11 protein-coding genes are annotated in these 11,601 nt (G+C 65.2%); 6 read left to right on the plus strand and 5 right to left on the minus strand.

Going from position 1 to position 11,601, the window contains the following annotated elements; translation table 11 throughout:
- The first annotated feature begins 3 nt into the window (after positions 1 to 3).
- From K3163_RS11460 to eda, 5 genes are all read left to right on the plus strand, one after another.
- Positions 4 to 807 carry a transglutaminase-like domain-containing protein gene (locus K3163_RS11460; protein WP_221554589.1) on the plus strand — a complete coding sequence of 268 codons (804 nt, stop codon included), beginning with the start codon at positions 4 to 6 and terminating at the stop codon, positions 805 to 807.
- 82 nt (positions 808 to 889) lie between these two features.
- Complete coding sequence (gene zwf / locus K3163_RS11465; protein WP_221554297.1) at positions 890 to 2,338, plus strand: glucose-6-phosphate dehydrogenase; 1,449 nt, start codon at positions 890 to 892, stop codon at positions 2,336 to 2,338.
- Positions 2,331 to 4,145: a phosphogluconate dehydratase gene (gene edd, locus K3163_RS11470; RefSeq protein ID WP_221554298.1), complete on the plus strand. Its 1,815-nt coding sequence runs from the start codon at positions 2,331 to 2,333 to the stop codon at positions 4,143 to 4,145. The genes zwf and edd overlap by 8 nt, the downstream gene beginning before the upstream one ends.
- A 4-nt stretch (positions 4,146 to 4,149) precedes the next feature.
- Positions 4,150 to 5,121, plus strand: coding sequence for a glucokinase (gene glk / locus K3163_RS11475; RefSeq protein WP_221427777.1), 972 nt, complete (start codon positions 4,150 to 4,152; stop codon positions 5,119 to 5,121).
- The gene (eda, locus tag K3163_RS11480) at positions 5,118 to 5,732 is read left to right on the plus strand and encodes a bifunctional 4-hydroxy-2-oxoglutarate aldolase/2-dehydro-3-deoxy-phosphogluconate aldolase (protein ID WP_221427776.1); all 615 of its coding nucleotides are present in this window, start codon (positions 5,118 to 5,120) and stop codon (positions 5,730 to 5,732) included. The genes glk and eda overlap by 4 nt, the downstream gene beginning before the upstream one ends.
- Here the strand turns inward: eda and tilS are convergent.
- The 5 genes from tilS to K3163_RS11505 all read right to left on the minus strand — a co-directional run bounded on the left by tilS (position 5,729) and on the right by K3163_RS11505 (position 11,202).
- Positions 5,729 to 6,709: a tRNA lysidine(34) synthetase TilS gene (gene tilS / locus K3163_RS11485; protein ID WP_221554299.1), complete on the minus strand. Its 981-nt coding sequence runs from the start codon at positions 6,707 to 6,709 to the stop codon at positions 5,729 to 5,731. The genes eda and tilS overlap by 4 nt on opposite strands.
- 1 nt (position 6,710) lies before the next feature.
- Positions 6,711 to 7,613: a tetratricopeptide repeat protein gene (locus tag K3163_RS11490; protein ID WP_221554590.1), complete on the minus strand. Its 903-nt coding sequence runs from the start codon at positions 7,611 to 7,613 to the stop codon at positions 6,711 to 6,713.
- Positions 7,614 to 7,713: 100 nt separating this feature from the next.
- Positions 7,714 to 8,544, minus strand: a complete 831-nt coding sequence (locus tag K3163_RS11495) for a helix-turn-helix domain-containing protein (protein WP_221554300.1) — start codon at positions 8,542 to 8,544, stop codon at positions 7,714 to 7,716.
- 143 nt (positions 8,545 to 8,687) lie between these two features.
- Positions 8,688 to 10,958 (minus strand): phosphoenolpyruvate--protein phosphotransferase, encoded by a 2,271-nt coding sequence (gene ptsP, locus K3163_RS11500; RefSeq protein ID WP_221554301.1) that lies wholly within the window; start codon positions 10,956 to 10,958, stop codon positions 8,688 to 8,690.
- A gap of 88 nt (positions 10,959 to 11,046) precedes the next feature.
- Entirely contained in the window at positions 11,047 to 11,202 is a 156-nt protein-coding gene (locus tag K3163_RS11505; protein WP_221427772.1) for a DUF465 domain-containing protein, read from the minus strand.
- Positions 11,203 to 11,351: 149 nt separating this feature from the next.
- Between K3163_RS11505 and K3163_RS11510 the strand changes: the two genes are divergently transcribed.
- The gene (locus K3163_RS11510; protein ID WP_221427771.1) at positions 11,352 to 11,561 is read left to right on the plus strand and encodes a YdcH family protein; all 210 of its coding nucleotides are present in this window, start codon (positions 11,352 to 11,354) and stop codon (positions 11,559 to 11,561) included.
- Positions 11,562 to 11,601 lie beyond the last annotated feature (40 nt).

Genomic DNA, 11,601 nt, shown 5'->3' on the forward strand with positions numbered 1-11,601 from the left:
GACATGGCCATAGCTATCGAAACGCAGTTCTCCTTCCGCCTTCCGCGCACGAGCGATGTGCTCCTCCAGTTCGAAGCCGCAGCGATCCCCGAGCAGACGATCCTGTCCGCCGACACCGAGCTATCCGATAGCGAGCATTGCGCACGCGTGGCCGCCCAGGACGACATCGGAGAGCGGATCTGGCTTCGCGCAGGGGGAGAATTCAACGTCTCCTACAACGCCGAAGTCGCTCTCGATCGCCAGATCGCCGATCTCGGTTCGCTAAAGCGCCTGATGCCGCACGAGATGCCCGGCGAAGCGGTGCAGTACCTGTTCGACAGCCGTTACTGTCCGGCCGACCGCTTCCAGACTTTCGTCGACGACACCTTCGGCAATACCGATGGCGGCGCCCGGATCGCCGCCATCCGCGACTGGATCGGCGACAATTATCAGTACACGCCGGGCGCCTCCGGTCCGCAAACCGGCGCGCTCGACACTTTCATCGAGCGCAGAGGCATCTGCCGCGACTATGCCCACACGCTCGTCGCGCTTGCACGTGCGAGCACCATCCCTGCCCGCTATGTCGCCTGCTACGCGCCCGGCGTCGACCCGCCCGACTTCCACGCCGTGGCCGAAGTCTTCCTCAACGACCCGGAGACCGAAGGCGGCGGCACGTGGCAACTCGTCGATGCGACCGGGATGGCCGACCCTGCGCAGACGGTCAAAATCGGTGTCGGGCGCGATGCGGCGGACGTCAGTTTCCTCACCAGCTTCGGCGCCAACCAGTTCCTGTCGAGCTCGGTCTGCGTACGATTGCTCGGGGAGTGAATAGGAATGCGGCCTATGGCGCATGCCGCGGGGCGCTGTTAGTTCCTCGCATCAAAGGGAGTGACATGCTGATGAAGGCATCATGCAAGAGCTGACATTCAACGCCGACCGCCTGCTCCTGTTCGGGGCCACGGGCGATCTTTCGCAGCGCATGCTCCTCCCCTCGCTCTGCGCTTTGAATGCAGACGGCCTGCTGGACCCGGAGCTGCGGATCGTGGCGACGGCTCGCTCGGAGATGAGCACCCGGGAATTCCGCCAGCTGGCGCGCGAGGCGCTGGAGAAATTCCTCCCCAAGAACCGGCGCGGCCCCATGGCCGACTTCCTCAACCGGATCAGCTATGTCGCCGTCGATGCGATGACACCGGAAGGCTACGACGCGCTGGCCGACGAGGTCGGCGAATACAACGGCCTCGCCATCTTCCTGTCGACCGCACCGAGCCTGTTCGAACCGACGATCGCCGGACTGAAGCGGGTCGGCCTGACGAAAGGCAACGCCCGCATCGCGCTGGAAAAGCCGCTCGGGACTGACCTCCAGAGCAGCTGCGAGATCAATGACGCGGTCGCGCAAGCGTTCAGCGAGGACCGGATTTTCCGGATCGACCATTATCTCGGCAAGGAGACGGTGCAGAACCTCCTCGCCCTTCGCTTCGCCAACATCATGCTCGAGCCGGTCTGGAACTCGAACTATGTCGAGCACGTCCAGATCACCGTCGCAGAGACGGTCGGGCTGGAATCGCGCGTGGCCTATTACGACGACAGCGGCGCGCTACGCGACATGGTTCAGAACCACATGCTCCAGCTACTCGCACTGGTTGCAATGGAGCCGCCCACCAGCTTCGATTCGACCGCGGTACGCGACGAGAAGGTGAAGGTACTCCGCGCCCTCCGGCCGGTCGAAGCCAAGGAAGTCGTGACCGGCCAGTATCGCGCAGGCGCCGTCGATGGAAAGACCGTCCCCGGCTATGACGAGGAACTGGGCAAGGAAAGCGACACCGAAACCTATGTCGCGCTGAAGGCCCATGTCGACAACTGGCGCTGGCGCGGCGTGCCGTTCTACCTCAGGCACGGCAAGCGCATGCCCGAACGCGTGACGGAAATCGTCGTGCAGTTCCGCTGCATCCCGCACTCGATCTTCGAGGGCCGCGGCGCGAAGACCGAACCGAACCGGCTCGTGATCGGCATCCAGCCCGAAGAAAACATCCGCCTGACGATGATGGCCAAGGTCCCGGGCCTGGGCAACGAAGGCCTGCGCCTGCGGCCGGTCCCGCTCGACATCGCCATGCCCGATGCCTTCTCCGACACCGTACGCCGGATCGCCTACGAGCGGCTGCTTCTCGACCTGATCCACGGCGATCAGACGCTGTTCGTTCGCCGCGACGAGATCGAGGCGCAGTGGGACTATATCGACCACATCCGCAAGATCTGGGCCGAGAACGACATGAAGCCGAAGACCTATGCGGCCGGCACATGGGGCCCCAGCGCCGCCGTGGCGCTTGCCGAACGCGACGGGGTGACCTGGCACGATGACTAAGCCTTTGAACGACACGATCCACCGCGTGACCCAGCGGGTTATCGAGAATTCGCGAAAGTCGCGTGGCGACTATCTCGACCTGATGGACCGTGAAGGCGAACGGCAGGTCAATCGCCACTCGCTGTCGTGCTCGAACCTCGCACACGCCTTTGCCGGGGCGGAGGATGACCAGGCAGCGATCAAGGCCGCGCGCGGTCCGAACCTCGGTGTTGTCACGGCCTACAACGACATGCTTTCTGCCCACCAGCCCTACTACCGCTATCCCGAGCGGATGAAGATCTGGGCACGCGAGGTCGGCGCGACGGTCCAGGTCGCAGGCGGCACGCCCGCCATGTGCGACGGGGTCACGCAGGGCGAGGCCGGCATGGAGCTCTCGCTCTTCAGCCGCGACACCATCGCGCTTTCGACCGTCGTCGCGCTGAGCCACGCCATGTACGACGGCGTCGCCCTTCTGGGCATTTGCGACAAGATCGTCCCGGGCCTGCTGATGGGCGCCCTGCGCTTTGGTCACCTGCCCGCCATCTTCGTCCCGTCAGGGCCGATGGGCACCGGCATTTCCAACAAGGAAAAGCAGCGCACCCGCCAGCTCTATGCGGAAGGCAAGGTCGGGCGCGACGAGCTCTTGGCAAGCGAAATGGGCAGCTACCATTCGCCCGGCACCTGCACCTTCTACGGCACCGCCAACTCCAACCAGATGATGATGGAGATGATGGGCCTGCACGTGCCCGGCGCGGCTTTCGTCCCGCCGGGCGCGAAGCTGCGTCAGGAGCTTTCGCGCGCAGCGACGCACCGTCTCGCGGCGATCGGCAAGAGCGGCGAGGATTTCCGTCCGCTGGGCCGCGTGGTGGACGAGAAGGCCATCATCAATGCTGCGATCGGCCTGCTGGCCACGGGCGGCTCGACCAATCACGCCATCCACATTCCGGCCATGGCCCGCGCCGCCGGGATCAAGTTCGACTGGACCGACCTGTCCGAGCTCTCCTCGGCGGTCCCGCTTGTGGCGCGCGTCTATCCCAACGGCTCGGGCGACGTGAACCATTTCCACGAGGCCGGCGGCATGGGCTACGTGATCGGCACGCTGCTCGACGAGGGTCTTGCCCACGCCGACATCATGACCGTCTGGGACGGCGGTTTCGAAGCCTATTCGCGCGAGCCCGGAATGGATGGCGATGCGCTGACCTGGCGTGATCCGGGTCCGAGCGGTGATACCGAAATGCTTCGCCCCGCATCCGATCCGTTCCAGGCGGACGGCGGCATGCGTCTGGTCGAGGGTAATCTCGGCCGCGCCTGCTTCAAGTCTTCTGCCGTCGAGCGCGAGCGCTGGACCATCGAGGCCCCGTGCCGGATCTTCGAAGACCAGCCCAGCGTCAACGAGGCATTTAAGAAGGGCGAACTCGACCGCGATGTGGTCGTCGTCGTGCGCTACCAGGGGCCGCGTGCGAACGGCATGCCCGAGCTCCACAAGCTCACCCCCGCTCTCGGCGTATTGCAGGACCGCGGCTACCGCGTGGCGCTCGTTACCGATGGCCGTATGTCCGGCGCGAGCGGCAAGGTTCCTGCAGCAATCCACTGCACGCCCGAGGCGCTTGGCGGTGGCCCGCTTTCGAAGCTGCGCGATGGCGATATCGTGAAGGTCTGCGCGGAAACGGGCACGCTTTCTACCACTGCGGACCTCGACACACGCGAACCGGCTGCAGAACCGGCTCCTGAACAGGGCATGGGCAGGGAAATATTCGCGATGTTCCGCGCCCAGGCCGACGGTGCCGAACAAGGCGCATCCTCGATGATGGCAACGGCAGGATTATAGGCTCATGGAACTCGTCACAGTCGATATCGGTGGAACCCATGCCCGTTTCGCGATCGCCACGATCGCCGATGACGGCTCGATCTCGCTCGGGGAACCCGAGACGCTCCACACCGAAGACCACGCGAGTTTCCAGACGGCCTGGGAAGACTATCGCCAGCGCCAGGGCGGCACCCTTCCCCCGCGTGTCTCGATGGCGATTGCGGGTCCGGTCGGCGGCGACGTCATTCGCTTCACCAACAACCCCTGGATCATCCGCCCGGCGATGGTGAAAGAGAAGCTCGGCGTCGAGAATTACTGCATCGTCAATGACTTCGAAGCTGTCGCGCACGCGGTCGCCCGGGTCGGCGAGGACCAGTTCATCCACCTGACCGGCCCCGACAAGCCGCTGGCTCCGACCGGTCGCCTAAGCGTGCTCGGCCCGGGCACCGGCCTTGGCGTGGCGCATCTCTACCGCGAGCCGGATGGCACCTACCGCGTTTCGGCGACCGAGGGCGGACACATCGACTTCGCGCCGCTCGACCAGATCGACGATGCGATCCTCGCGCGCCTGCGCAAGCGGCATAACCGTGTCTCGGTCGAACGCGTCGTCGCCGGCCCGGCGATCTCCGACATCTACCAGACGCTCGCCGCGATGGAGGGCAAGCCGGTCGCCGAAGAAGACGACATCGCAATCTGGACCCGCGGGCAGGACGGCAGCGATCTCCTCGCAGCCGCAGCGGTAGACCGCTTCTGCATGTCGCTCGGCAGCGTTGCCGGCGACATTGCGTTGGCGCAGGGCGGTTTCGGCGGCGTCGTGATCGCCGGCGGTCTTGGCTACCGCATTCGCGAGACGCTGCTCAAATCCGGGTTTGCCGAGAGGTTCAAGGCCAAGGGCCGTTTCCAGGAGCTCATGGCCTCCATCCCGGTCAAGCTCATCACCCATCCCCAGCCCGGCCTGTTCGGCGCTGCGGCAGCCTTTGCAAGGGAACACGCATGACCGCCATTGCCGACATCATGAAGACCGCGCCGGTCATCCCGGTGATCGTTGTCGACGAGGTGGAACACGCCGTGCCCCTCGCCCGCGCCCTCGTGGCGGGCGGACTGCGCGTGCTCGAAGTCACGCTCCGCACCCCCGCAGCGCTCGATGCCATTCGCGCGATGAAGCAGGTCGAAGGCGCGATCGTCGGCGCCGGGACCGTGACTAACCAGCAGGAACTCGCCGACGCCATCGCCGCCGGAAGCGAGTTCATCGTATCGCCCGGCCTTACCGAAGCGCTGGGCAAGGCCGCGATCCGCGAGAACATCCCGTTCCTGCCCGGAATCGCCAATGCGGGCGACATCATGCGCGGCCTCGATCTCGGGCTCACGCACTTCAAGTTCTTCCCGGCAATGGCCGCAGGTGGACTTCCTGCATTGAAGGCCCTCGCCGCACCCTTCGGCCAGTGCCGCTTCTGCCCCACGGGCGGGATCACGCTGGAGAATGCGCCCGAGTGGCTCGCTTTCGATCCGGTGCTCTGCGTTGGCGGCAGCTGGGTGGCGCCGCGCGGCGCTGTCGACGAAGCTGCGGTCGAGAAAGTGGCCCGCGAAGCAGCGCAGCTCGGCAGTTAGGCCGTCCTTCGCGGTTTCTCCGGGGCGAACGTCCAGACGGGCTTATCGTTTTCGGTAGATGCCCGCGCCTGGATGCCCGCAATGTTCACCGGACGCCCATCGATGAGGTCGGCGACAATCCTTGCCGCATCGCTGCGCGAGAGCGCGATTCCGAAATCCGACCCCATATGCGTCATCACCTCCGCAAGGAACGCGGGACGATAAATGCTCATGCGCGCAAGCGGTCGATAACGCGCCGGCGCACCGTCTTCCTGTTTCGCCCTTGCCCACTCATCGCTCGCCAACCCCGCGACGGCATCCTGCATTTCCGCGAGCATGCGCGCCGAGCGTGAAACAGCTTCGACGTCGATGAAATCCGAGGTGGCAAGCGCCTCGCGCATGCGGACACGGTCGAAGGAAGGGTCCTCGTTCGAAGGGTCGCGCACCGGCTCGAAGTCGCTGTTTGCGGCAATCTCCTCGAGCGCCGATCGCCGCCAGCGGAGCAGTGGCCGGAGCACGGCGATATCGGTTTCGGGAACGACGTTGCGACCGCGAACTCCCGAAAGGCCTGCCAGACCGCTGCCGCGGTTGGCACGCATCAGGAAGGTTTCGGCCTGGTCGTCCGCGTGATGCGCCGTGCAGATCGCCGCGACACCTTCTGCCTGCGCCCACCGTGCAAGGGCTGCATAGCGGGCAAGCCGCGCCTCGGCCTGGAGGTTCCCTTCGGCGACTTCGACCTCGAGGATCGCATGCGGCACGCCTAGCGACCGACAGATGTCGGCCGCATGGCGGACCTCGTCGGCGCTTTCGGGACGCAGGCCGTGGTCAACACTCGCCGCCGCCACCCGGTCCGGCATTGCTGTTTGGGCTAGCAGCAGGAGCGCAAGGCTGTCCGGGCCGCCGGAAAAGGCGATCCCCAGCCGTGCTCCCTCGTCATCGCCCCAAAGGGCGCGCAGATCGGTCCGGAACCGGTCGACCAGTTCCGGATCGACGGTCATGTCAGCCGCAGGTGACCTTGCTACGCGCAGTGGCGTAGCGACCCTGCAGCCGGCCGGTGGCCAGCGCGGGATAGGTTTCGGCGAACTCGCTAAGGGCAATGCAGGCGCGCTGGGTGTCGTCGAGCGCGATCATCGATTCAGCGAGGAAGAGCAGGCTGTCGCCGGCACGGGCGGCGTTCTTGTCCGCCTGGTAGTTGCGCAGGAACCAGGGTGCTGCCTCGCTCGGCTTGCCATCGTCGAGATAGGCGCGGCCGAGCAGGTTGCGTCCGAAGGTCGCGCGCGGATGCTCCGGATACTTCTCGACGAACAGCGTCAGCTGCTGCTGCGCTTCGGGGAAGAAACCGGCATCCCACAGGCGGAAGCCATAGGAATACTCGTCATCGCCCGGATCGTCGGTCTGCGGCTTGGCGATCGCCTGGACTGCGGCGAGACGCGCGGGGTCCGGACGTGCGGCGGCAGGCTGCGCTGCTGCCGGACGGGTCGCGGGAGCAGAAGTGCCGGCCTGCGCCGGTGCTTCGACCGCGGGCGCCGCATTGCCGGCCTCGAGCTTTTCGATTCGTTCTTCGAGCAGTCGAAGTGCGTTGGACCCAACCTCGTACTGCGCGGTCAGGCGCTGCAGCTGGTTTTCGAGCGCATCGAGACGCGCAAGGATATCGGTCACCGCAGTCGTCGACGGCGCGGTTGTCGTCGCCGGCTGGGTGGTGGTCGCAGGTGCGCTGATCTCGGGCTCGAAGAAGCGACCGTCGGCCCCGGGGAAGACCTTGCGCTGCAGGGCGCGGACCTCGCTCTCGAGCTTGCGGATGCGGGCGTCGGAGTTGTCCTGCGCGGCGGCAGGCATCGAGGTCGCGACAAGCGCCAGGGCGATACCGCCGAGGCCAAGCGCGCGTGCACAGCGTGCGATCATGATGGTCATGTGCTCCTTGAGGAGTGGGGGTAATACAGCGAAAACCTGCCGTAACCGGCTCAAGCTGTCGAGAGGATGAAGGTGGCTTTTCCGCCGCGGATCAGGTGTCGGCGTCCGGCGCAGCGGTGGTTTGCGCGGGCGGCGCTGGATCGCGAGCCAGCAGCGCTTCCGCGCTGACCGGTACATCGCGGACGACCGTGTCCTCTTCGGTCAGCTTGGGGACCGAGCGACCGCCGATCGTGATTGCCAGCGCATAGGGCCGCCCCGTCCATATCTGCGGACCGTCGGCATCCTCGGGAACGGTGAAGCTGTCACCAGCCGCCATCTGTGCCTCGTAGAGACGTTCGCCGTCGGCGTCGTAAAACTTGACCCAGGTACCATCCATCTCGCTGGTGAAGACCACCGGACCGCCGGTCGGCTGGGCTGCGGGAGCTTCCTCGGCGACCGAAGGCGTGTCGTTGGCTGCGAACTGCTCTTCCGGAGCTTCCAGCGGCGCCGGGCCCAGACCGGGCGCGAAATAGCTAGAGTAGAATGCGTAGACACCGCCCAGCAGCAGGATTGCCGCAAGGGCTGCAAACCATGCGAGGCCGCGCCCGGGAACGCGGGCGGGATCGCCGGGCTCGAACTTGGCCGGCTTGTCGGTGTCGATGCCATCCGCCTCGGCGAGTTCGGCGCGAACCTGGTCGAGGATTTCACCCTCGTCGAGGCCGAGCATGCGCGCATAGGTGCGGCTGAACCCGACAGCATAGGTGCGTGAAGGCAGGGCTCCGAAATTGCCCGCCTCGATTGTTGTGAGGTGACGCTGGGGAATGCGGGTCTCTGCTGCGACCTGTTCGATCGACAGGCCCTTGGCCTCGCGCGCTTCGCGCAAGCGATCTCCTACACGCGCAACGTGCGTTTCCTCGTGCTCGACTGAGACGTCTTCTTCCATGCGAATCCCGAATGTTTGACCCCGTGCGGGTGTTCCCGCTCCCGATTGGCGGCGACGAGAGAGTTTCCCGTGCGCCAAGTCAAGAGCGGCATTAGGCTACCCCATCGGGCTCGAAGACGAAACGCGCTGTTTAAGCGACGAAATCAGTCGATATCGATATCGTTGTCGATCGCCCAGGCAGCCAGCGCCGCGCGCATGTCGAGCGGCGGCGAAATCAGCCACTGCTGCATCTGCGTGGTGAGGTCGGGAAGATAGACCTTGCGGACCAGCTCCTTGATCGGACCGACCGCTGCCGGGGTGATCGAGAAACGCGTGTAGCCGAGACCCATGAGCGCAAGCGCCTCGAGGCGGCCTCCGCCCATTTCGCCGCAGATCCCTATGCGCACATTGCTGCCGACCATCTGGTTGGCGATGCGCGCAAGGAATCGGAGGATCGAAGGGCTCAGCCAGTCATAACGCTCGGCGAGCTTGGGATTGGCCCTGTCGGCGGCGAAGAGGAACTGCGTCAGGTCATTCGTACCGACCGAAATGAAGGACAAGCGGGGCAGGAGCTGGTCGAGCACCTCGGCAAGCGAGGGAACTTCGAGCATGCAACCATATTCGATCGTTTCCGGCAGCACCTTGCGGCGATCGCGCAGGAACTGGGCCTGCTCCTCGAAAATCTCCTTGGCGGCGTCGAATTCCCACGGCTCGGACACCATCGGGAACATTACCGAGAGCTGCCGCCCCGAAGCCGCTTCGAGCAGGGCGCGGGCCTGCGCCTTGAGCAGGCCTTCACGCTCGAGCGAAAGGCGCAGCGCGCGCCAGCCCATCGCGGGGTTCTCGTCCTTCTCGGCAGTATCGTTGTCGAGATACGGCACGGCCTTGTCGCCGCCGATATCGACCGTGCGGAAAATAACCGGCTTGCCATCGGCAGCATCGAGCACATCGCGGTAAAGCCGCATCTGCCGCTCGCGCGCGGGCAAGGTGGAGGAAACGAGGAACTGGAACTCGGTGCGGAACAGCCCGATGCCGTCCGCGCCGGTCAGCTGCAACGCGCTCACATCGTCGCGCAGTCCCGCATTCATCATCACCGTGATGCGCGTGCCGTCGCGGGTAAAGGGTTCGACATCGCGCAATTCGGCATAGGCTGCAGCGCGCTCGCGGCTCTTGGCGAAACGCGCATCGAATGCTTCGAGCAGCGGCTGCGAGGGACGCAGCGTGACCGTGCCCTTGTCGGCATCGACCAGCACCTCATCGCCTTCGGAGACGCGCGAACGGATACGCGGGACGCGGCCGAGCACGGGAATTCCCATGGCCCGCGCGACGATCACGACGTGGGCCGTGAGCGAGCCCTCTTCGAGCACCACACCCTTGAGGCGCCGCCGGTCGTATTCGAGCAATTCTGCGGGGCCGAGATTGCGCGCGAACAGGATCGTGTCGCGCCTGAGGCCCTGCGAGGCGGCAGTCCCGAGTTGACCCGAGACAATGCGCAGCAACCGGTTCGAGAGATCCTCGAGATCGTGCATCCGGTCCGCAAGCAGCGGATCGTCGATTTCGCGCATGCGCATGCGGGTGCGCTGCTGGACACGCTCGATCGCGGCCTCGGCGGTCAACCCGCTGTCGATCGCCTCGTTGATGCGGCGGCTCCAGCCTTCGTCATAGGCGAACATCTTGTAGGTCTCGAGGACCTCGACATGCTCGCCGCCCTTGCCGAACTCGGGTTCGCGGCCCATTGCGTCGATCTGGTCACGCATCTTGTCGAAGGCACGGTAGACGCGCTGGCGTTCGGCCTCGATGTCTTCCGCCACGACCTGGTCGATCTCGACGCGCGGTTGGTGAAATACGGCCTGCCCCATGGCGAGGCCCTTCACCAAGGTGAGGCCGTCCATGATCTCGCACTCGGTCGAGACCTCGTCGAAATCGATCGCTTCCTCGTCGTCGACGAGCTCCTTGTGGGCGATCAGCTCGGACAGCACCATCGCGGTGGTCTGCAGCGCCTCGATCTCCACGTCCTCGTAGCGGCGGGGCTCGACGTGCTGGACGCAGAGCACGCCGACGGCGCGTTCGCGGTAGACGATGGGCACGCCGGCGAAGGAGTGGAATTTCTCTTCACCCGTCTCGGGCCGATAGAGGAAGTCGGGATGCGCCTTGGCCTCGGCGAGGTTCAACGTCTCGATGTTCTTGGCAATCGTGCCGGTCAGCCCTTCGCCGATGCCCATGCGGGTGACGTGGACCGCCTCCGGATTGAGACCGCGGGTGGCGTAGAGTTCGAGTTCGCCGTCGCGCAGCAGGTAGATCGAGCAGACCTCGCTCGTCAGGCTTTCGGCGATGATGTCGACCACGCGGTCGAGCTTGTGCTGGGCATGGTGGCGACCGGCCATGACCTCGTGCAGGCGCTTGAGGATCTGGCGGGCGGATGCGGCTGCTGACATGGTCAGCGGCTATAGCAAAAATGAAGGGGTGTGGAAGCGGGGCGGATAGAGAAAAACCTTGCCGCCCCGCAATCTATCGCGGTGCCGATCAGTGGGCGGCGATCTCTTCCTTGATCTTCAGCTTCTGCTTCTTGAGCTGCTGGATCATCGCGATGTCGGGCGCGGGCCTTGCCTGTTCGTCGTGCAGGCGGGCTTCCAGTCCTGCGTGCTTGGCTTTGAGTGCGGCGACATGGGATGATTGCATCGAGGTGTCTCCTTCAGAGTTGTGCGACCCCAGGAGCGACTCGTGCCTTGCGGCACGGGCCGCGAATTAACTATCAAACCACAGCTTTCCGAATTTACAAAGCCCCTCTCACGGGCCATGCGATAGAGCGAGTTACGGGAACGACGGCAGTGAACGAGCAGGAACTTCGCAAGCGCTTGGAATCGCTCAAGAGCGAGCATCGCGACCTCGATGTCGCGATTGCCGCGCTGACCGAGGCAGGCGAAGGCGGCGGCTTCGTCGACCAGCTGCAGATCGCGCGCCTGAAGAAGCGCAAGCTCCAGCTGAAGGACCGCATCTCCGCAATCGAGGACAATCTCATTCCCGACATCATCGCCTGACCGGGTCCGGCTTCCCGTCCCGTATCGGGACGCTGCCCGA

Source organism: Qipengyuania xiapuensis (genome assembly GCF_019711395.1).
Lineage (GTDB): Bacteria > Pseudomonadota > Alphaproteobacteria > Sphingomonadales > Sphingomonadaceae > Qipengyuania > Qipengyuania xiapuensis.

Bases quoted from the DNA above. Each gene is read 5' to 3' on its own strand.
- K3163_RS11460 (WP_221554589.1), top strand. From the start codon at position 4: ATGGCCATAGCTATCGAAACGCAGTTCTCCTTCCGCCTTCCGCGCACG.
- zwf (WP_221554297.1), top strand. From the start codon at position 890: ATGCAAGAGCTGACATTCAACGCCGACCGCCTGCTCCTGTTCGGGGCC.
- edd (WP_221554298.1), top strand. From the start codon at position 2,331: ATGACTAAGCCTTTGAACGACACGATCCACCGCGTGACCCAGCGGGTT.
- glk (WP_221427777.1), top strand. From the start codon at position 4,150: ATGGAACTCGTCACAGTCGATATCGGTGGAACCCATGCCCGTTTCGCG.
- eda (WP_221427776.1), top strand. From the start codon at position 5,118: ATGACCGCCATTGCCGACATCATGAAGACCGCGCCGGTCATCCCGGTG.
- tilS (WP_221554299.1), bottom strand. From the start codon at position 6,709: ATGACCGTCGATCCGGAACTGGTCGACCGGTTCCGGACCGATCTGCGC.
- K3163_RS11490 (WP_221554590.1), bottom strand. From the start codon at position 7,613: ATGATCGCACGCTGTGCACGCGCGCTTGGCCTCGGCGGTATCGCCCTG.
- K3163_RS11495 (WP_221554300.1), bottom strand. From the start codon at position 8,544: ATGGAAGAAGACGTCTCAGTCGAGCACGAGGAAACGCACGTTGCGCGT.
- ptsP (WP_221554301.1), bottom strand. From the start codon at position 10,958: ATGTCAGCAGCCGCATCCGCCCGCCAGATCCTCAAGCGCCTGCACGAG.
- K3163_RS11505 (WP_221427772.1), bottom strand. From the start codon at position 11,202: ATGCAATCATCCCATGTCGCCGCACTCAAAGCCAAGCACGCAGGACTG.